Here is a 21,525-nt window from a genome sequence, read left to right on the forward strand (position 1 = left end):
TAAATTAACAATAACCGCACTGATTATCAACGATTAAGCCGTTTTTTCACGAAAAAAAAGAAAAGGTCTTTAGTCTTAGTTCCATAATAGCAATCTATACTATTATCGGCTTTTATCCTTCACATTTTATAATTAAATAATGGAAAATATAATTAAAGGCCTACTGCTGGGCCACACCGAAGTTAACAGCATTACATTGCCCCCTTATTCATAATCACCTATAATTTAATCAATGGTTATTCGCTTAGTAAGTACGGAAAAATCAAATCAGGTCAGGAGGACGGTCATGAACATCAGCCAATTGGAAACACTTATCATGATTTCCAAAACGATGAGCTTTCGTAAAGCGGGGGAATTGCTTAACTTAACCCAACCGGCCGTCTCGGCTCAAATCAAGAGCCTTGAAGATGAATTTAAAACCGTGCTTGTGGACCGCAGTCAGCCTGTAACACTGACGGACCGGGGGCAGGTGTTCGTAGAACACGCTGAGCACATTCTAAGAATCGTTGATGAACTAAAGCAGAGGCTGGCTGACTTGGACCAGACCCCACAAGGTCACATCCGGCTCGGCACAACGACCTCGATCGCTATTCAGATTTTGCCGCGTGTGCTGTCTTATTTTCAGGATCAATTTCCCAATATCAAAACAACGATTCAATCGATGGCCTCTTCACAAATTTATCACAGCGTGGAGAATAACCTGATCGACATTGGAATCGGGTACCTAATTGAACGGAACCCCAACGTAAACTCTTCCATTTTATTTTACGACTCTTTTGAACTGGTTGTATCTCCACAGCATTCTCTGGCCAAAGCAAGAAAAGCAAGCATCGATGTGCTCGGTCAAACTCCTTTAATTCTCCTAACTCAAGATACCGTCGGCCGTCGGTTTGCCGATGAAGTGATGAAATTACATGGAATTAACCCGCAAGTTGTCATGGAGCTCTCAAGCAGCGAGGAAATTAAACGAATGGTCGAAATCAATCTCGGAGCGGCCGTTATTTCCAAGCAATCTGTGTTATCTGAGCTTCGGAAAGGAACACTTCAAATCGTCCCTCTCTCGGAGCTGGAAGTTAGTCATCCTGTTGGTGTCATTTATAAAAACGGGAGATACGTCAGTTCAGCGATGCGACAATTTATCAGTGATTTGAAGGGAATGCCGGAGACCCAGTTCATCAGCAGCGAATGAGCATTTACAACCACTTTCTTTCAAGGAGGACATCATGAAATTCGATCTGCACACTCACCATTTCCGCTGCGGACATGCAGACGGGAACATCAGAGATTACATTGAGGCTGGAATAAGCGCCGGCCTTCAGGTTATCGGCATATCAGACCATACGCCTTATTTCGGTAACCCGGAGGAACATCCATTTCCCTACATTTCTATGGCTAAAGCCGAGATCGCCAATTATGTGAATGAAGTTCTTGAATTAAAGAAAGAATACGATGGAATAATTGATGTACTTCTCGGCATTGAGTCCGATTTTTTTCCTGAACATGCAAAAACGTACCATGAGGCTCTTTCCCGCTATCCTTTCGACTACATCATCGGTTCTGTGCATCAAGTGAGCGGTGTCAGTATATTTAACAAGAATCGATGGAAAAACTTGAGCCCTAAACAAAAGATCGCCGAGAAAGAAGAATACTTCTCTCTCATTCGTCAATCTGCAAAGAGCGGTATGTTTCAGATCCTTGGCCATATCGATGCGATGAAAGGCAATTATCCATCATTTACGGATATTTTAACCGAGGACGCCTTGGAAGAAACACTTCAGGTGATTGCAGAATGCGGAGTTGCCATCGAAATCAACACATCGGGCAAAACAAAATTAAGTGGCGGCTGGTATCCTTCCCATGAAATATTGGAACGGGCTCACTTCCACGGTGTAGAAGTTACGTTTGGCTCAGACGCCCATAAACCTTCCAGAGTAGGCGATGAATTCGAGGAGGTTGCCGCTGTATTGAAAGACATCGGTTATACCGAATGGGTGTATTACAAACAGAAACAGAAGGTGACCGTGCCTCTTTCATAGAGGCTTCGGTTATAATTTCAAAAAAAAAGAAGACCCGAGAGATTCGGGTCTCAAACAATATATATATTCTCAAAAGGGGGTCATGAGTTAAGTGTACCCTGTGGCTGTTATCGTTTGATAACAGGTATATTTCAATTGTGTAACAAAATCAAAAGTGACGGAATAAAGCCGCCCTCTCTCCTAAAAATAGACTTATTTGGGTTATATCCTCTTTTTTCTCAGTGTCAACATCGTCAGCTCGGGCTTACATAGAAAGCGAAAAGGTAACCCTGTCGTTCCGATGCCACGGTTTACATAGAGAAGCAACCGCGACCCTTCTATCCTGTACAATCCTTTAATGTAGTTTTTGGAACCGGGAGGTGTGATCACCTCGCCGATCCACGGCAAGCGAACCTGTCCACCATGACTATGTCCAGACAGCTGCAGATCAACATGATGTCGGATCACCCAATCGGCATAATCTGGTTCGTGCATCATCAGTAAAGTGTATGTATTCTCAGGGACTCCTTTCAGTGCCTTGTCAAGATCGGGAAAACCAAGTAACTGATCGTCCAGCCCGGCGACAGCCATGCTTCCTCCATTTCGCCTCAGCATCACATGCTCGTTACGCAGCACGGTAAATCCCGCTTTTTGCTGCAGCTGTACCAGTCTGTTCACATCATCAAAATCGTGATTTCCCAGGATGGACAACACACCGAGAGGCGCCTTTAATGCAGCAAACGAATCTACAGCTCCCGCCAAAGCATCCGCTGAACCATCGACCATATCACCCGTAAAGCAAACCAGATCAGGTCTTTCCCAGTTGATAGCACTCACTATTCTTCTGACATCTTCAGCATCAGTCTGAAACCCTAAATGAAAATCACTGAAATGAGCGATCTTCGTCCCGTCGAAAGCCTCCGGCAGCCTTTCCTGATACAGTGTCATTCTGACAACCTCAAGCGTATTCGGCTCATATAGCGACGCGTAACCACCGGCAACCAGCGCAGTCCCGATTAAAGCAGATGTGCCAAGCTTTAGAAACTGCCGCCGCGTTAAGGTTTTTGGAGGCTCGTCCCCAGTCTGGTTATTTTTGGACGACAACAAGGGGTCCGAACTATTTTTCATTTTAGAGCGGTCTCCTTTATAATCTAATAGAAAGCATCATTAACATAGCAGCTTTACACGTGATGCAGAGAGGAGTTTTATTCACCTATGACTGTTAACGATTCTATTGAAAAAATTGTTCTAGGCCAGCGCCGTTATTTCAAAACAGGAGCAACCAGGGATGTAAACTTTCGGATCGAGCAGCTAAAAAAGCTGAGAGCAGCTTTAATTGCCAAGGAAGATGAAGTAATCGACGCTCTGCGTAAGGACTTAAATAAAAGTGAGCAGGAAGCATTCTCAACCGAGATCGGTATCGTATATAAAGAGATGTCCCACATCATAAAGAACATTCGCAAATGGGCCAAACCTCGCCGGGTGAGAACCGCACTGACACATGTCGGAAGCCGTGGTAAAATCCATCCAGAGCCGTACGGTACTGTTCTTATTATCGCTCCATGGAACTATCCTTGGCAGCTCGCCATAGCGCCGCTGATTGGAGCTCTGGCCGCAGGCAATACAGCCATCATCAAGCCGTCAGAGCTGACGCCTGCCGTTTCCCGTGTGATTTCATCTCTTATCAAGGAAACATTCCCTGAGCAATATGTAGCGGTTGTAGAAGGCGGTCCGGAGACTAGCACCCGTCTTTTGGAGCAGCAGTTGGATTACATTTTTTTCACAGGCAGTATTCCTGTCGGCAAAATCGTAATGGAGGCAGCTGGCAAAAAGCTTATTCCAGTTACATTGGAACTTGGTGGCAAGAGCCCCTGCATCGTTCACGAGGATACCCCTCTGGAATTAACCGCAAAGCGGATCATATTCGGCAAGTTTACCAACGCAGGGCAGACCTGTATAGCTCCTGATTACTTACTCGTTCATCACCGTATAAAGGAGCCGCTCATTCAACACTTGAAGGAAGCGATCATCGAATTTTACGGCGATACTCCCCTTCATAATCTGGATTATGGCAAAATCGTATCCGAAAAGCATTTTAACCGTCTATCCGACTACCTGAGTAACGGCTCCATCCGTCATGGCGGCAAAACCGATGCTGGGAAACTCCTGATTGAACCGACTTTACTGGATGAGATCACCTGGGACATGCCGGTGATGCAGGAAGAAATATTCGGTCCGATTCTTCCTATATTGACTTATGAAAATCTGGACGAAGTTATAACCTCGGTTAACGAGAGACCCAAACCGCTGGCACTCTATCTGTTTACCAAAGACTCTGAAGTACAACAAAAGATTTTATCGAGCATTTCCTTTGGCGGAGGATGTGTAAATGATACGCTAATGCATCTGGCTACTCCTTATCTTCCTTTCGGAGGCGTTGGGGAAAGCGGGATGGGCGCATATCACGGTAAGCATAGCTTTCAAACCTTCTCTCATATGAAGAGTGTTCTAAAGCAGACGAATATGTTCGACTTTCATTTCCGTTATCCCGGTAAAGAGGGGTTGAACCTACTGCGTAAACTGATGAAACCTTAAAATAGCAAGGGGCTGGTCTCATGACCAGCCCCTACTTGGTTTTATATTTCTTAAAAAATGCTTTCGCCCACCGATATCCTTTAAAAAGGACGCCCCCCCCCCATGTTTCTTCTAGTCGAATATCATTTTACAGCCCTCGATTCGCCTCTAGCCACTTTACGGCATAGTTGACCATAGCACGCTGCTGCGCAATGATACAACTGCTGTTTTGCACATTTCCCCGGGTGTAGGCCTCGGGACATTCACGTTCAAAATCAGCCCCCACCTTGCCAAAATCACCAGAATCATAGTTAATATCACTGTATTCTTCCCATATTGTTTTCCCGCCTTCTCTTCTGACAGGTGCATAGACTGTTCGTTTCCGCTTTCCTTTCCAGTTCCCCCGATATTCCGCTAGATGAAAGGAAGTATTACTTTCATAGGTCACTCCGAGCAATAAAACATAAGCTCCCAGTTCATACATCTTGGCAAGGGGCGATGTTTGACCTAAACTATCAGACAATGGATGAGATTGTGTGATAACCTTTGCATGTTTACCTTTCGCTGCAAAAGATACATGAGGATGGGCACTTCGAACAACACCGGCCTGCTTCCGAAACGTTTCCGGAATTTGCCCCATGCCGGTTGTGAGTGTGAAATCTTTATCATAAGGTGGCATGAAATCCCGAATCAGCTGCCACCATTTAGAATCCGCTGAAGGATTTCTCCAGATGGATGGGTCCGTCAAATTCGGAGATTGCGTTGGCATTACCAAAGTTCCTTCATCCCCGAGCACTTCCTCCAAAGCCATGATAACCGCTTCTACTCCGCCAACAACCCAGCCTCCTAGACTCTTTAAAGAAGAGTGAACCAGCAGCGTCATACCAGGTTTGACGCCAAGGTTTCTCAGATCCTTTGAAATATCTTCAATCGTTACCGGTCTTTCAACAATCATCCTTCTCTCTCCTTACTTAAAAACAGACCAACAACTTCGTTTGTCTTTTTTCTACAAAAGCAATTGATCTTTCGATCGCTGCCGGCCCCGGATTTTGAAAAAAAGCACCTGTCCTCCTTCATTATGGGACAGGTGCTCTTTAAAACTATCCTTAATTATTATACACTCAGCCAACGCTTGAACAAATGCTTCGTCGTATCTTTATTCATCTCAGCAATCGATGTTGTGAGCGGAATCCCTTTAGGGCAGGAGCGTACACAGTTTTGCGAGTTACCGCATCCTTCGATGCCGCCGTCTTGCATCAATGCTTCCAACCGCTCTTCCTTATTCATCTCGCCTGTTGGATGCGCGTTAAATAAACGAACTTGCGAGATGGCTGCCGGACCGATAAAGTCCGTCTTCTCGTTGACGTTCGGACATGCCTCAAGACAAACACCGCATGTCATACATTTGGAAAGCTCATACGCCCACTGACGCTTCTTCTCCGACATGCGCGGTCCAGGACCAAGATCATAAGTTCCGTCGATCGGAATCCATGCCTTAACCTTCTTGAGCGCTGTAAACATCCGGCTGCGGTCAATGATCAGATCTCTCACAACCGGGAATGTCTTCATCGGCTGTATCCGGATCGGCTGCTCCAGCTTATCGATCAGAGCGGCACAGGCTTGACGCGGCTTGCCGTTAATAACCATTGAGCAAGCTCCGCAAACTTCCTCAAGGCAGTTGGAATCCCAACATACCGGGGTGGTTGTACTACCTGTAGAGTTAATTGGATTGCGCTGAATTTCCATCAGTGCACTAATGACGTTCATGCCGGGGCGGTACGGAAGCTCAAATTCCTCAGTGTAGGATTTCGAATCCGGACTGTCCTGGCGGGTAATTATAAATTTGACGTTCTTTGAGGCTGCTGAAGTTTGAGCCATGTCAAATCCCCTCCTTACTTTTCTTTCGAATAGTCGCGAATACGCGGCGGGATCAAGGAAACATCCACTTCTTCATATGAAATCTTCGGTCCATCCGGTGTCCAAGTTGCTTTCGTTGTCTTTAAGAACTCCTCATCATTGCGATCCGGGAAGTCAGGCTTGTAGTGAGCACCGCGGCTCTCGTTTCGCAGAAGCGCACCAAGCGTCATCGCCTCAGCGAGCTCAAGCATGTTCCACAGCTGACGAGTAAACGGCGCAGACTGGTTATTCCACCGGGAAGTATCCGTCATATTAATGTTCTTATAACGTTCTTTCAGTTCTTTTATCTTGTCAATTGTCGCTTCCAACTTATCATTGTAGCGAACAACCGTCATGTTGTTGGTCATCCATTCACCAAGTTCTTTATGAAGTACATAGGCGTTCTCTGTACCTTCCATTTTTAACAGACCTTCGAATTTGGCTGTTTGTTCCTTGGCCACCCGGTCAAAGACTGCCGAAGATACATCCTGGGACGACTTTTTGAGCCCTTTAACATATTCAATGGCTTTGGGTCCGGCTACCATACCGCCATAGATGGCAGATACGAGAGAGTTTGCGCCAAGTCGGTTAGCTCCGTGATACTGGTACTCACACTCACCGGCAGCAAACAGGCCCGGAATATTGGTCATCTGATTGTAATCAACCCACATACCACCCATGGAATAATGGACTCCCGGGAAGATTTTCATAGGGATCTTACGAGGGTCGTCACCCATAAATTTCTCATATATCTCAATAATGCCGCCAAGCTTTACATCAAGCTCTTTAGGATCTTTGTGGGAAAGGTCCAGATAAACCATGTTCTCTCCGTTAATTCCCAGCCCCTGATCGACGCAGACGCTGAAGATTTCCCGTGTAGCAATATCACGCGGCACCAGGTTACCGTAAGCCGGATACTTCTCTTCTAGGAAATACCACGGTTTGCCGTCCTTGTAGGTCCAGATCCGTCCGCCTTCACCACGTGCGGATTCGGACATGAGACGCAGCTTGTCATCCCCTGGAATCGCTGTCGGATGAATCTGAATGAATTCCCCGTTCGCATAGTGCACACCTTGCTGATATACAGCACTTGCCGCAGTACCGGTATTAATAACAGAGTTTGTGGTCTTGCCAAAAACAATACCAGGACCACCGCTAGCCAAAATCACCGCATCGCCCGGGAATGTACGAATTTCCATCGTACGAAGGTCTTGAGCGGAAATACCGCGGCATATACCCTCATCATCAATAACAGCGTTTATAAACTCCCAGTTTTCAAACTTGGTAACAAGGCCCGCTGTTTCCCAGCGGCGAACCTGCTCATCGAGCGCATACAGAAGCTGCTGGCCCGTTGTAGCGCCTGCATAAGCTGTCCGGTGATGCTTCGTACCGCCGAAGCGGCGGAAATCCAAAAGCCCTTCCGGAGTCCGGTTAAACATAACGCCCATCCGGTCCATCAGGTGGATAATACCCGGAGCTGCTTCACACATCGCTTTAACCGGCGGCTGGTTTGCCAGAAAGTCACCGCCATAAACAGTATCATCAAAATGCTCCCAAGGAGAGTCACCTTCTCCTTTGGTATTAACCGCTCCGTTAATACCGCCCTGCGCACATACAGAGTGGGAACGCTTCACTGGGACCAATGAGAACAATTGAACGTGAGACCCGGCCTCAGCTGCTTTGATAGTTGCCATCAAACCAGCCAGTCCACCGCCCACAACAATAATATTAGATGCCATTTCTGTTCACTCCTTTTAGCTCAAAACTGTCTTTAATGTATCGATAAAAGCGGTTGCCTCAAACTCGGAAGCACGGAAAGCATCCAGTGCCAAAATGAACAATACACTCATTAGAACGAACAGACCCATACAAATGTAAGAAGATACACGCTGCGCACGCGGACCGACCGTGATACCCCAGCTTACCAGGAATGCCCAGAGTCCGTTCGCGAAATGGAACGTAGCTGCGATAATCCCGATCACATACAGGACAAACAGGAATGGATTGGTCACAATGGCATGGATCGTTGCCCCTAACTCATCATGCGTGATATTGCCCAAAGCGACTTGAAAACGTGTATCATACATATGCCAAATAATAAATACAAACGTAATCACACCGGTGACCCGCTGCAAAGTAAAGCGCAAGTTCCGCTCAAACTTGTAATTTCCAACGTTGTTATTAGCCTGATAAGCGACGTAGAGACCGTAAACACCATGATAAAGAAGCGGCAGCCAGATCAGGAACAGTTCAAGGAAAAATATGAGCGGCAAGCCGTTTATAAATTGAACACCTTTATCAAAGCCTTCCTTTCCACCGTCGAAAGCCTTAAAGTTGGTGATCATATGAGTAATCAAGAAGGCTCCGAGCGGTATGATACCAAGTAGAGAATGCAGCTTTCTGGAATAATACCCTTTCATCTGTTGACGTTCCCCTTTCCAAATGTGTAGCGTTTTCATTAAAACCCATAACGATCCACTACTTTGTTACTATCCATGCGTTATTTCCTTGCACTATTATGCATACAACGACAAAATGCCCCCAATCTCGCATATTCTGTGAACATCCTGTGTCACATTTCATGTTACTCCTTTTTCTCTTATAATGGAATTGCAATATAATTATTAATCGTTATAATTATTATGCATAAGCAATATATTCAGGAGGTGAACCCATCATGTTCGAAGAATTAGATGTGTTTGCAGTCGTTGTAGAACAGTCGAGCCTAAACAAAGCTTCAAAGCTTCTGAACCTTTCCCAGCCCGCCCTGTCTCGCAAAATCGCCAAGCTTGAATATGAGCTCGGCGTTCAGCTGTTTAATCGGCGCGGAAAGCGGCTGGAGCTCACCTCCATTGGACAGTTAGCCTACACTTATGCTCTGGAGCAGCGCCAGCAGCAATTAAAGTTCATGCAAACCCTCGCGCATTATCGCGGAGAGGATCAGATTACCATCTCTCTCGGAGCCAGCCTGACCACACTTCAGACGACACTGCCGCCGCTGGTGAATGCCTTTATGGAACGCCATCCTACAGCTGAAATTAAGCTGGTTACAGGCAAGACACATGAAATCGTGTCCTACGTTCGTGATAAAAGAGTAGAAGTTGGCATCGTTGCCTCATCGATCAGTCAGCCAGGCCTTAATTGTATTCCGCTATTCGACGATCATCTCGAACTCGTACTTCCAACAAGTCATCCTTTAGCCGAGAATCAAGAGGTCGGGATTGAGCACCTTCAAGGCCTACCGATGATCACCTTCTCCACAGGGACCTGGTACCGCAAGTTGACCGATGAACTGTTTCACCGCTGGGGCATTATGCCCGATATCCGAATGGAAATCGATTCCTTCGAGGCGATTGTCCGTCTCATCCCGACTTGCAAAGCCGCTGCGCTCCTTCCCAAATCCTATCTCCGTCCGCAGCTGCTGTCGGATAATGACCTTGTTGACATTCATATTCCCGCCCTCATCGAGACACGCCGAACAACCAGTCTGATCTATGGCGATCCCACTGAACTAAGCAATGCCGCCAGCCGTTGGATCGCTGAAACGGAAACTTTATTCCGTGAACTCGAAAGAAAATAAAAAGCCAATAACCTGACGAATAACATACGTCAAGGTTATTGGCTTTCATCGTTCGGGAATTACACCGTAAATAAAGCTGGTGTCGTTCCCATTCGTTACTGCATATTCACAACTTCACCTTCAAAACGGTCAATGTTCTCTTTTGATCCGATAACGACCATAATGTCGCCAGCACGTAAAACATCCATCGCAGTAGGAGCCACTATAATACCGGAACGTTGATTGAGCGCAACAACGCTGATCCCATAACGGACACGGGTATTCAGCTCACTAAGCGTCTTCCCATCCATACATTCTGTCACTGTCATTTCCACAATTCGATAGTCCTTCGACAGCTCGATATAATCCAGGAGATTGGGGGTAACCAGCTGATGCGCAACACGTATTCCCATATCTCGTTCTGGAAAAATAACCCTGTCCACACCCAGCTTTTCCAAAGCGCGGCCATGGAGTACGGATATCGCCTTCGCAACCACCGTTTCTACACCCGATTCTTTTAGAAGAATAGCTGCTAAAATACTGGTCTGAATTTCATCCCCTATAGCTACAATACCGCAATCAAAATTCCTTATTCCCAGCGACTTAAGCACTTCTTCATCCGTTGCATCCGCGACCACAGTATGGGTAAGGAGTTCGCTCATATCTTCAACCACTTCCTCGTCCCGATCGATCCCGAGCACTTCATAACCCAAATCCATCAGTTCAAGCGCCAGACTGGACCCGAATCGCCCGAGCCCGATTACTGCAAATTGCTTCGGTTTCATTTCTCCGCCATTCTCCTTATCCGATAATCATTTTTCCTTCTGGATGACGATACAATTCCTTACCCTTTTTAGGGCCTAGTGCATAGGCAAGTGTCAAAGGACCAAGACGTCCTGCAAACATCGTAATGCTGATCAGCAGCTTTCCGAACAAAGACAATTGAGGCGTCAAGCCCATGGACAACCCTACGGTGCCAAACGCAGATGTTGCTTCAAACAATATGGAAAGAAAACTTGCGTTTTCTGTTGTCGAAAGGATCATCGCAACCGTAATCACCAGAAGGAGAGCAAGCAGCGTTATCGTCAACGCTTTAAGAATCCGTTCCTGGACCAATCGATACCGGAACAGCACGATATCATCTTTCCCCCGCATCATCGCGATGACGGCAGCGATCATCATCGTAAATGTCGTCGTTTTAATCCCTCCGCCTGTCGAGCCAGGGGAGGCTCCGATAAACATGAGAATAACGATAAAGAACTGGGTAGCCTGACGCAAACCGCCTATATCCAGCGTATTCGCCCCTGCCGTTCTCGGTGTAACCGACTGAAAGAAAGATCCGAGTATTTTCCCGCCCCAATTCAGCGACCCTAATGTTTTCGGATTCGTGAATTCAAATATAAAAATAACTGCAGCACCTATTAAAATAAGCGCGCCTGTCATGGAAAGAACCACTTTGGTATGAAGCGATAGTTTTCGAGTTTTTCGATAATCAACCAAATCGGCCATTACGATAAAACCGATTCCGCCAGATACAATCAGAAACATAACGACAAAATTGACAAGCGGATCGTACACATAACCAGTCAAGCTTCTAAACCCGCCGAACAGGTCAAAGCCCGCATTGTTAAACATCGTAACCGCATGAAATATCCCGTAATACAACGCTTGGCCAAAAGGCATATCAAAAGCCCAGCGAAAAGTCAGCAGCAGCGCTCCACAAGTTTCAATAACTAGGGAATACAGCAGAACCCTGCGGATCAACCGGACGATGCCCTCCATCGATGACTGATTCATCGCTTCCTGCAATACAAGCCGGTCCTTTAAAGAGATCCGACGCTTAAATACAAGCGCAAACAGCGTTGCCATCGTCATAAAACCCAAACCGCCTACCTGTATCAAAAGCATGATGACAACCTGCCCAAAAGGACTGAAATATGTGCCTGTATCCACTACTACAAGCCCAGTCACACAGGTCGCAGATGTTGCCGTAAACAGAGCATCGATAAAGCTCATCGATTCTCCGGTCGTGTTGGCAAGCGGAAGCATAAGGAGCATGGTTCCAATGATGATAATTCCTCCGAATCCCAAAGCAAGAATTTGCGGCGGTGACAAGCGAAGCCATAGTAATTTGGAAGTCATCATATTCTACACCTCTTCAAAATGAAACAAAAAAGACACTGGAATTCCAATGCCCTTACGCGTTTGGGTTCCTGCGCTGCAGCCTACGAGGTTAGCTGACGGATTCGGGCATATCACAGGTGCCCTATTCACTGCCTTAGCGTTAGTGAAATTCACCCCAATTAAATGGTTCCCCCGTTTTCTTTTCGAAATTCGGCTGTTTTATTCAATTAGCATGATGTGATTATAACGCAATACCCCAAGTAACCCAAAACCGCTTTTTACGTAAATTAACTTAAAAAAGAGCGAAATTGGGTATATTCAAGAGTAGTAGCATATGATTTTCTGAGGTTTTCGAAATCTTTCCTTCATTTTCATTGTATTTTTCATGTTTTGAATAGGATAAGCCAGTGTCGACTTTCATATTATGTTATATTGACTTTATGTCTTTCTGTAATGAAACGTCTGGAACAAGTACCAACCCTATAACAAGGAGGAATGACATGAATAGAGCAGGAGAGCCTCTTAACCTTCAATCGAACAAAAAGCCTTTAATCATACTCGGGGCCATCGGCCTCATTCTGTTTCTTATCATTCAAGTATTTCCGTCAATCACCACGGATACGGCGGAGGTTGAAGCTCCCGAACTCATCACCAAAACAGCTGCTGCCGAGGCTGCCGAACGCTTCGCCCAGGAACAGCTTCAATACGATACTGCGTCCGATGAAGAGCCTCTCGTTACCTATCAAACCAGGTCGGATGTATATGGATACCTGTCGAAGGAAAATTTGCTGAAAGAATATAATAAAACATTTGAAAGCAAGTATCCTTATGATGTTTATCGAGTCCGATTCGAAAAAAGCGATGGCTCCGCTTTAAATGTGGATGTACATATGCAAAACGGCACAATTACAGGATTTATGTATGACAGAATTGGCTCCAGTTATGAAGGGGCCATGCTTCAGAAAGACGAGATTCAACGTCAATGGCTTCTGTTGATCGAAGGCGGTATGTCTTTGAGCGAGAAGGAGGCTCTGGCAGAGCCATGGCTTCAGAGGTCTGGATACGAGCGATCAGAGCTTGAACTAGTTACGGGTGAAGGAGATCCGGGCTTGGAATATAAGGTGCCGGAAGCGAAGATCGGTGACTCGACTCTTCAACTAAACTTCACCTTCGAAGACCGACAGTTACGTTCGTACGAACCAGCCTTTTCTGTCCCTGCCGCTCATACTACTTATGTAGAAAAGCAAACGACGAACGCTACGCTGTTGACCTTTTTGGGCTCTGGGTTGTTCACCCTGATTCTAGGTGTTTTAGCCATTGTCTACAGTATAAAAACGAGAGCTTACACGTCTTTCAAAAGAGGGATTTTCCTTTCGTTACTGCTGTTTGTTATCCAAATGTTGAACACTTATAATCTGATTCCGGTCTTTCAGGCTGAAGGTATGAGCGACGCTGGCATCAAATGGATGATGATCTTTTACGTCGGCTATTCACTCGTCTTCTCGGCTTTGCTTTATTTCTCACTTGTTGGAGGAAGCGGATTATGGCACAAGGAAGATGGGTTGAATCCTTGGCCGCAAGCGAAGGAGCCGGGGTATGGCAAGTACGTGCTGGAAAGCATGAAGCTCGGATATATATGGGCCTGTATCCTGCTCGGTGTACAGTCTCTGATCTTTATCGTGCTCGGCCTGACCCTCAATACGTGGTCTACAACAGATGCAACCCAATCTCCTTTTAACATGCTGTATCCGTGGCTATTTCCATTGATGGCCTGGTTTGCAGGGATATCTGAGGAGGCGGTGTATCGTCTGTTCGGTATCCGAATGGTTAAAAAAATCGTACGTAATACGTTTGTCGCCAGTCTGATCACATCGACCATCTGGGCTCTCGGCCACACCCTGTATCCGATCTATCCGATCATTTCAAGACCGATTGAGCTGATCATCATCGGGCTTTTGTTCAGCTACATCTTCTTGCGCTTCGGTTATTTGACCGCCGTATTCGCGCATGTCGTTTTCAACAGCATTCTGATGGGCTACAGCCTGATGTTGATGAACGATCCGGTAAACTTATGGATGGGCATTTTCTATATTATTTTGCCAGCCATCGTCGGGTATGTGATTTACAGATTCAATTCAAGGAGTCGTAAGCGACTTAGCTACTTTTGATCAAACAGACTTATGAAAAAAAGAAACGGCTGATCCGTCCATGTAAGGCGGATTGCCGTTTTTCTTGTTTAACACCCATATGAAGATTTACTTAATCATCATTCAGCGCTTTGAGAATCTCTTTAGCCAGCTTATCGCCAATAGATAAAGGGCGAAAATCTTCCACACTTGCCTCTTTTATTTTTTTGACAGAACCAAAATGCTTCAGCAGCATCTTCCGCCGTTTCTCTCCGATTCCTGGAATAGCGTCCAGTTTGGAGGTAACCATCGATTTACCCCTTTGTTCCCGGTGAAACGAGATCGCGAAGCGGTGCACCTCTTCCTGGATTCGCTGGAGCAAATAAAACTCCTGACTGTCCCGCGGCAGAGAGACCGGCTCTGGCGGATCACCCACCATCAGCTGTGCCGTTTTATGTTTAGCATCTTTCACCAGTCCGCAGACCGGGATAAACAGGCCCAACTCGTTCTCCAGCACGTCTACAGCTGCCGAAATCTGACCTTTGCCCCCATCCACTACGATCAAATCAGGCATAGGCAGATTTTCCTTAAGCACCCGTTCATAACGGCGCCTTATAACTTCCCGCATCGTTTCATAGTCGTCCGGCCCTTGTACAGAGCGGATTTTATATTTTCTATATTCCTTCTTGGCCGGCTTGCCGTCAATAAACACGACCATGGCAGACACCGGGTTCGTCCCCTGTATGTTGGAGTTATCAAACGCTTCGATTCGGTGGAGAGTATCGATCCCGATCACCTCGCCGAGGTTGGCGGCAGCAATCGACGTTCGTTCCTCATCCCGTTCAATCATCCGGAACTTCTCATCCAGTGCGACCTTCGCATTTTGCAAAGCCATCCCAACCATCTGACGCTTCAATCCACGCTGCGGTACGTGAACCTTCACACCGATCCATTCCTGCAATGCTGCCGCGCCACCAGCCGCATCCACCGTTCCTGCCCCTTCGCCGAGGTCCTCCTCAGACTCGGCAACCCATATAGCCGGAGCAGCTTCTTGCCGGACAGTCTCAGTATGCTGCGGCTTCGCATCTTTCTTTTCAGGTTCAACAGAAGAGGTGGTTGTTTCGGCTTTTGCAGCTTTAGCTGTATCATCAGCTGAAGGCCCCGGCAGTAATATTTCCTGAGGCAAAGCTGGATTCTCACTGTAATACTGCGCCACGAATGACATGAAGTCGCTGTACGCTTCTCCGTAATATGGAAAAATGGATGCGTTTCGCTGAACCATTTTCCCCTGACGCATATATAAAATTTGTACACACATCCAGCCCTTATCGACCGCATAGCCAAATACGTCCCGGTCCTTCTTGTCGGCCGTTGTAATCTTCTGCTTCTCCATGATGGTATCGATATGCATGATTTGGTCGCGCAGCTCTTTAGCGCGTTCAAAATACAACTCTTCCGCAGCCTCCTGCATTTTCCGCTGCAGTTCTTTTTTCACCTCTTCATGTCCACCGCTTAGAAAAGAGCTGATTTCCCGTGTAATCTCCTCATAAGCGGATTGCGGAATGTCTTTCACACACGGAGCCATACACTGGCCCATGTGATAATACAGGCAAACCTCTTTGGGCATGACTCCACATTTGCGAAGTGGATACATCCGGTCAAGCAGCTTCTTGGTCTGTTGGGCTGCATAAGCGTTCGGATAAGGTCCGAAATATTTTGCTTTATCTTTAAGCACCCGCCGTGTAACTTCCAGCTTGGGATGCGTTTCATTCGTAATTTTGAGATATGGATATGTCTTATCATCCTTAAGGAGCACATTATACCGCGGCTGATGTGTCTTGATCAGATTGCATTCCAGAATCAAGGCTTCCATGTTGCTGCTCGTAACGATGTATTCAAAATCGCGGATTTCAGAAACCAATCGTTGGGTCTTCCCGTCATGACTGCCTGTGAAATAGGACCGTACCCGATTCTTGAGAACCTTGGCCTTGCCTACGTATATAATCGTGCCTTCCCCGTTCTTCATCAAATAACAGCCCGGCAGATCGGGCAAAAGAGCCAGCTTATTGCGGATATTCTCCAGCGCCTTCTCCTGTTCCTGAAGCTTCTTCGCGAAATCTTCCATCTTTCTACTCCTCTCCGAAGGAGATATCGATTTGAAACCACACAAAGCGCCTCCGGTCCAAAACCGAAGGCGCTGTATGGTACACGACATCCTATATTACAGATGCTCGCTTACTGATGCTTGGCAATGATGCCTTTCAATGCTTCTTTGGAATTCAGGCCAACAACTTTATCGACAGGCTGGCCGTCTTTAAAGAAGATCAAAGTCGGAATACTCATCACACCGAAACGGGAAGCAGATTCAGGGTTCTCATCCACGTTCACCTTCGCAATTTTCACATCATCGCCGACCTCTTGGGACAATTCGTCCAAAATCGGAGCAAGCATTTTACAAGGACCGCACCAAGGCGCCCAAAAATCAACTACAACCGTTCCTTTACCTTCTACTTCGCTAGCAAAGGTCTGATCGGTAACATTAACGATAGCCATGAGGTTCTCCTCCTTATTTAGAAAAGTTACATTTTGTGCTTAGAATATTATGCTAAGCCGACCATTACAGTATACCATAATCACATAGACGATGTGAAATAGATATGACACGCCAAATGGAATGTTCAACCATTCTTTACAAATGATTTAACCATTAGGTATACTACAAATAATGAACCCGAAAGACATTTGTCAAGGCATTATGTCACACGGAAGTTCACTTTTTGAGGAGGCAGGCTGATGGATACGAACGTACGCGCAGTAGATCCTCGAGAGCATATTAACGAAGAACCGCGTAATGACTTTAGCGATCTGGTTGTAGGCTTTACGGGCATGTTTGCTTTTATGTTCGTTATTTTCTTCGCTATGGTTATTATCAAGTTCATCGCAGGCTGATGCTCTGTTTTTGCACACAAGAAGAAAGCGGCGAGCTCTCTTATAATAGAGTTCGCCGCTTGTACCAACAGAAACGCCGTCGTCTTTGTGAAGACGACGGCGTTTCTGTTTTATTGGAAAAAGCCTAATCCTGCGCCCTGTGGACGAAAGATCAGACTTTTACGTTCATGGTCACACCTTAGTCTTTCCCCCGCTGATTCTCACCGAACAGCTGAACAACATCTACAAAAGGGGAGATTCGATTCATCAAGCGCTGCCCCTTGTGGGCTTCCTCACCGTCCTTGCTTGTAAAGCTCAGGTGTCTTTCCAATCCTTCAAGCGAATAATTTGATGTGTAAAAGGTCGGTTTCCGATTCATGCGAAAATTGAGGATAGCACCCAGCACATGGTCTCGAACCCACGGATTAAGGTTCTCTGCACCGATATCATCAAAAATAAGCAGATCACAGTTTTTCATCGTCTCTACGGTCTCTTTGAGCTTACTTCCATCCTGCATCATTGACTTTAAATCTTCCACAAATTCCGGCATGTATACAATGACACCGGTATAACCTTCCTTCGCCAATTCGTGCAGCAGATAGCACATCAGAAATGTTTTGCCTGTACCGAATGATCCGGTCAAATACAAACCTCGATGAGATAACCCTTGTTCCTTCGTATCGTTGATGTAACGAAAGACCTGGTGTACCGCCGGAGCCCGAAGACGATCTTTTCCCATGATCTCCACTTCATCGTATCCTTCATTCAAAGCCCGTTCATCCACATAAAAACTCCGGACCCGCTTCCGAATCTGCTCCTCGTTATTTTTGGCGATTTGGAGCGAACAAGGCGCCTTACGTTCATAGATTTCCAAAGAACCGTTCAATGGCTGAATGTCCAGCTTGCTGTAGTGACCTTGGAAATCATTAGGGCAACGCTCCAGACCGGGGCACTGCTTACAATTCTCATGATCACCAATATATTGATATAAACGGCTTAGATTCGTCCGCAGCACGCTTTCATCCAAATCCGGATGTTCAGCCCGAAGGGCAAGAATCAGCGGATGCTTCAGCAGCTGATCAACAATTTGATCTGTGCGGCGGCGAAACGCCGGGCTTTTCATGCTATCCAGCAATTCACCAAGTGATTCCACATATACACCTTCCTTTCACGAGAACAAAGCAGATCAATTAAGCCCGCTTCTTTTCTTGCTAGCCTGCATCTCTTCAGCAAGCTTCAGCATTTTCTCATATTCTTCTTCAGTAACGGCTTCGCCTTGGGCAGACTCCAGCGCCACCGGAATTTCCGGCTTGGCCTTTCCGCTCTTGGCGTATGTACGCGTACGCGAAGCAGCCGCCGCCTGTTTGCCTTTCATCTTCGCCTGATCACGAATATACTGAACGGCTTTTTCATAGCTGTTCACTTGCTTGAGCAGCATATTAGAAGCAATAGCCTCTACAAAATTGCGATTGATTCGTTGATCTCCCCCGGCAGCAATCAAAGACATCAAGTAATGTATCAACACATTGATGACTTCACCTGGCAGCTTGTAGCTGAGATCGATCTTTTCGAACATTTCCATAAAATGCACCGGAACCGAGCCCGGGAAAAAAGTTTGAAGCAGCCTTGTATATGGCTCGTTTCGAAGCATCATATTATATTGATGAATATCACACTTGGATTGAAACTGCGGCGGCACCTCTACATAATACTCCATCTGTACAGCATGCTCTTCAACCGGTGCATCCGGGTCCGCATTCAGCTCTTGGTGAAGCGCAATTACTTTACCAGCTGTGATCTGCCGTTTCTCCTCCAGCTTCATACTTTGACGGAAATGGAGGCTCGCCCTATGCTGAAGCTCATCCAGCATCACTTCCCCCTGACTTGAGAAGATTCCATCCTCATCCAAAAGCCGGCACAAGTCCTGTATGCTCATATCGTATTTTCGAACGACATAATTGACAATGCCCATCTGTTCATGATCATATCGAAGCCGCTCCACAAACACACGGTTTCGTGATTCTCTCGGAAATCTTAATATAATATCTGAATAGTTAAGCCCCTCATCCTGAGGAACGATATTCACTGCAGGAGTTCGCGGCGGCTCTACTTCAGTTAGTGCCTGTTCCAGCTCATAATCGATGACGTGAGTATTCAGTTCAAAAATATCATAAAACGGCACCGAAATATTTTCCTTGTTCAGTGAAATGCCTGACCACTCCAAAGGTTCCTTGCTCCATAGCTGTTCCCGCAGCGACAATACCGCAAACTTGCCCACTTTATCGCGCAATAACAGCGTTAAATGCTGTGTATTGAAAAACTCTGCCGGAGACAAGGGCGCCTGCAGTTCGTATTCATAAACATAATCATCCGTCTCCAGAACATACATCCTGCTCGTTTGCAGCAATCCTACAGCCTCCAGCTTTGAGGTCTGCTCAATTAAATATTTCCGGCCCTTTTCACTCGGCTCTAGCCCCAATGTCAAAAACAGCCGACGCTGCTGCTCGATTGCCGAATACCCTACTTTTTCTGCAGGGACATGCAAAACCAAAAGGCGGTATAAACTGATAGCAAAAGCCCCTACCATTGGTTGATATATGGAGCTGAGCATTTTATCATCCAATCCGCTCAGACAGAAGTCGCGGTATACGCAGTAACGGTGATTTTCAGTAAAATGCAAAAAGTTTGTCATGCGCATCGTTGTTGCTCCTCCCTTTTTGTCCAAGAAGAAACGCCTTCGAAATCTTTGTGTAAAGAACGGCGGCGTTTTTCACAAGAAATATAAACCAAGAAACAGTGAAGTAATGAGCCTATCATTTCTTAGATCTTTAAAAAAATAGACTTTCTCTATTCTATCATAAAAAGCAGGCCAAAAAGTCTGTTTCCACACTCAAAGGCATTCAAATTTCTGGTATTTATAATCACATTTCATAAAAAAACAAAACGACTCGCTCCACTCGGGAGAGAGCCGCAATAATACTACACTTAAAACATTTTAAACCCTTTCACACGCAGTGTATGAATAGCCCAGCCGCTTAAAAACGTACCCGCTAACCCGGCTACCCCTGTCAAGTAATCCACTACCCGATATGAGCTGATATGAGCCCAAAACGTTGCCTCATCATGGTTCCACATGCTGTATACAACAACAGGCAATATAACGATTACGAAAAAAAGACAAGGAAGCCAAGTCGTCTTCATCAACATATTGACAATAAAACCGATACCGAACATCATGACAAACAATAAAATCATCAGTACGAGCACGGGAAGATACTGAAGCATTTCGTTATATCACCTCTTCTTTGTCACCTGCGTATTCTATATATAACAATGAGTAATAGCACACGCCAGAGCGGCTAGTAGATAGTGTACTAGAAAGAATGTCACATTTCAACGAACTTTTCGTGAATAGATTGTGTCATCATTGCCCTTATTCTTGCGGTCAGATACAATAGAATAAGGTTTGGCAAGCGGTTTATTCGCTTGATATATAAACACCTATATGAATATTTAGGAGTGATCATATGAACGAAGCCGCAATGACGCTGGATGGCTGGTATTCTCTGCATGATTTCCGCTCGATCAACTGGCCAGCCTGGAAAGCCGCGGATGATGAGCAGCGTGCCGTTGCACTGGACGAGCTGCTTGCTTTTTTGCAAGAATGGAATCAAGTAGAAGAATCCAAGCAAGGAAGCACCGCTGTATATACCATCGTAGGGCAAAAAGCAGACTTTGTATTCATGCATTTACGCGAAACGCTTGAAGAGTTGAATGAGATCGAGAACGCCTTTAACAAAACAACATTTGCCCAATACACAACCAAGGCCTACTCCTATGTCAGCATTGTCGAACTCAGCAATTATTTGGCTGGATCATCGGATGGCGATCCGATGGAGAATCCCCATGTTATTGCACGTTTAAAGCCAACTCTTCCAAAATCCAAACATATTTGCTTTTACCCAATGAACAAAAAACGTGATCTGAACGACAACTGGTACATGCTCAGCATGGAAGATAGACGCGCCATGATGTACAGTCACGGGAAAATCGGCCGCAGTTATGCCGGAAAGGTGAAGCAAATTATTACCGGATCGGTCGGACTCGATGATTGGGAATGGGGTGTAACACTCTTTTCTGACGATGCACTCCAATTTAAAAAACTGATCTATGAAATGCGTTTTGACGAAGTCAGCGCCCGCTTCGGGGAGTTCGGGTCGTTCTATGTCGGCAATTTGCTGAATCAGGACTCTTTTATAAAGTTAATGAAGGTTTAAGCAAGCTTCTGATCAGAACATAAATA

General features: G+C 45.9%; 19 protein-coding genes and 1 riboswitch. Of the genes, 7 read left to right on the forward strand and 12 right to left on the reverse strand.

The window, feature by feature from the left end; all coding sequences use genetic code 11:
- Nucleotides 1-286 precede the first annotated feature (286 nt).
- Together C8268_RS06070 and C8268_RS06075 are read left to right on the forward strand one after the other, a co-directional pair.
- Nucleotides 287-1,189, forward strand: coding sequence for a LysR family transcriptional regulator (locus C8268_RS06070; RefSeq protein ID WP_106766851.1), 903 nt, complete (start codon nt 287-289; stop codon nt 1,187-1,189).
- Nucleotides 1,190-1,223: 34 nt separating this feature from the next.
- Nucleotides 1,224-2,036, forward strand: coding sequence for a histidinol-phosphatase (locus C8268_RS06075; protein WP_106766852.1), 813 nt, complete (start codon nt 1,224-1,226; stop codon nt 2,034-2,036).
- Nucleotides 2,037-2,237: 201 nt separating this feature from the next.
- Here the strand turns inward: C8268_RS06075 and C8268_RS06080 are convergent, their stop codons facing one another.
- Entirely contained in the window at nt 2,238-3,143 is a 906-nt protein-coding gene (locus C8268_RS06080) for a metallophosphoesterase (protein ID WP_106766853.1), read from the reverse strand.
- Between the two features lie 87 nt (nt 3,144-3,230).
- Here C8268_RS06080 and C8268_RS06085 point away from each other — a divergent pair, with 87 nt between their 5' ends.
- On the forward strand, nt 3,231-4,610 hold the full coding sequence (locus C8268_RS06085; RefSeq protein ID WP_106766854.1) for an aldehyde dehydrogenase: 1,380 nt from the start codon (nt 3,231-3,233) through the stop codon (nt 4,608-4,610).
- Nucleotides 4,611-4,737: 127 nt separating this feature from the next.
- On the opposite strand, the gene C8268_RS06090 is transcribed toward C8268_RS06085, so the two are convergent.
- From C8268_RS06090 to C8268_RS06105, 4 genes are all read right to left on the reverse strand, one after another.
- Complete coding sequence (locus C8268_RS06090) at nt 4,738-5,544, reverse strand: AAC(3) family N-acetyltransferase (protein WP_106766855.1); 807 nt, start codon at nt 5,542-5,544, stop codon at nt 4,738-4,740.
- 158 nt (nt 5,545-5,702) lie between these two features.
- A complete protein-coding gene (sdhB, locus tag C8268_RS06095; protein ID WP_106766856.1) occupies nt 5,703-6,467 on the reverse strand; it encodes a succinate dehydrogenase iron-sulfur subunit in 765 nt (254 codons plus the stop codon).
- Nucleotides 6,468-6,481: 14 nt separating this feature from the next.
- Nucleotides 6,482-8,224 carry a succinate dehydrogenase flavoprotein subunit gene (gene sdhA, locus C8268_RS06100; RefSeq protein ID WP_106766857.1) on the reverse strand — a complete coding sequence of 581 codons (1,743 nt, stop codon included), beginning with the start codon at nt 8,222-8,224 and terminating at the stop codon, nt 6,482-6,484.
- A gap of 15 nt (nt 8,225-8,239) precedes the next feature.
- Nucleotides 8,240-8,905: a succinate dehydrogenase cytochrome b558 subunit gene (locus tag C8268_RS06105; protein ID WP_106766858.1), complete on the reverse strand. Its 666-nt coding sequence runs from the start codon at nt 8,903-8,905 to the stop codon at nt 8,240-8,242.
- Nucleotides 8,906-9,162: 257 nt separating this feature from the next.
- On the opposite strand from C8268_RS06105, the gene C8268_RS06110 reads away from it, so the two are divergent.
- Nucleotides 9,163-10,065 (forward strand): LysR family transcriptional regulator, encoded by a 903-nt coding sequence (locus C8268_RS06110; protein WP_106766859.1) that lies wholly within the window; start codon nt 9,163-9,165, stop codon nt 10,063-10,065.
- Nucleotides 10,066-10,160: 95 nt separating this feature from the next.
- Here C8268_RS06110 and C8268_RS06115 read toward each other — a convergent pair whose 3' ends face one another.
- Nucleotides 10,161-10,829 carry a potassium channel family protein gene (locus C8268_RS06115; protein ID WP_106766860.1) on the reverse strand — a complete coding sequence of 223 codons (669 nt, stop codon included), beginning with the start codon at nt 10,827-10,829 and terminating at the stop codon, nt 10,161-10,163.
- 16 nt (nt 10,830-10,845) lie between these two features.
- Nucleotides 10,846-12,186 carry a TrkH family potassium uptake protein gene (locus C8268_RS06120; protein ID WP_106769857.1) on the reverse strand — a complete coding sequence of 447 codons (1,341 nt, stop codon included), beginning with the start codon at nt 12,184-12,186 and terminating at the stop codon, nt 10,846-10,848.
- 65 nt (nt 12,187-12,251) lie between these two features.
- Nucleotides 12,252-12,394, reverse strand: a riboswitch (cyclic di-AMP (ydaO/yuaA leader).
- Between the two features lie 274 nt (nt 12,395-12,668).
- Here C8268_RS06120 and C8268_RS06125 point away from each other — a divergent pair.
- Nucleotides 12,669-14,336, forward strand: coding sequence for a CPBP family intramembrane glutamic endopeptidase (locus tag C8268_RS06125; protein WP_106766861.1), 1,668 nt, complete (start codon nt 12,669-12,671; stop codon nt 14,334-14,336).
- A gap of 91 nt (nt 14,337-14,427) precedes the next feature.
- Here the strand turns inward: C8268_RS06125 and uvrC are convergent, their stop codons facing one another.
- A complete protein-coding gene (gene uvrC / locus C8268_RS06130) occupies nt 14,428-16,419 on the reverse strand; it encodes an excinuclease ABC subunit UvrC (protein ID WP_106766862.1) in 1,992 nt (663 codons plus the stop codon).
- Between the two features lie 110 nt (nt 16,420-16,529).
- Entirely contained in the window at nt 16,530-16,847 is a 318-nt protein-coding gene (gene trxA / locus C8268_RS06135; RefSeq protein WP_106766863.1) for a thioredoxin, read from the reverse strand.
- A gap of 240 nt (nt 16,848-17,087) precedes the next feature.
- On the opposite strand from trxA, the gene C8268_RS06140 reads away from it, so the two are divergent.
- Nucleotides 17,088-17,243: a YqzM family protein gene (locus C8268_RS06140; protein ID WP_106766864.1), complete on the forward strand. Its 156-nt coding sequence runs from the start codon at nt 17,088-17,090 to the stop codon at nt 17,241-17,243.
- Between the two features lie 178 nt (nt 17,244-17,421).
- Here C8268_RS06140 and dnaI read toward each other — a convergent pair whose 3' ends face one another.
- The 3 genes from dnaI to C8268_RS06155 all read right to left on the reverse strand — a co-directional run bounded on the left by dnaI (nt 17,422) and on the right by C8268_RS06155 (nt 20,507).
- Nucleotides 17,422-18,375 (reverse strand): primosomal protein DnaI, encoded by a 954-nt coding sequence (dnaI, locus tag C8268_RS06145; RefSeq protein ID WP_106766865.1) that lies wholly within the window; start codon nt 18,373-18,375, stop codon nt 17,422-17,424.
- Nucleotides 18,376-18,408: 33 nt separating this feature from the next.
- Entirely contained in the window at nt 18,409-19,920 is a 1,512-nt protein-coding gene (locus tag C8268_RS06150; RefSeq protein ID WP_106766866.1) for a replication initiation and membrane attachment family protein, read from the reverse strand.
- A 287-nt stretch (nt 19,921-20,207) separates the two neighbouring features.
- Nucleotides 20,208-20,507, reverse strand: a complete 300-nt coding sequence (locus C8268_RS06155; RefSeq protein WP_106766867.1) for a YuiB family protein — start codon at nt 20,505-20,507, stop codon at nt 20,208-20,210.
- A 242-nt stretch (nt 20,508-20,749) separates the two neighbouring features.
- Between C8268_RS06155 and hemQ the strand changes: the two genes are divergently transcribed.
- On the forward strand, nt 20,750-21,499 hold the full coding sequence (gene hemQ, locus C8268_RS06160; protein ID WP_106766868.1) for a hydrogen peroxide-dependent heme synthase: 750 nt from the start codon (nt 20,750-20,752) through the stop codon (nt 21,497-21,499).
- The last annotated feature ends 26 nt before the right edge of the window (nt 21,500-21,525 follow it).

It is taken from the genome of Paenibacillus faecalis (assembly GCF_900289175.1).
In the GTDB taxonomy this organism is placed as follows: domain Bacteria; phylum Bacillota; class Bacilli; order Paenibacillales; family Paenibacillaceae; genus Paenibacillus_AQ; species Paenibacillus_AQ faecalis.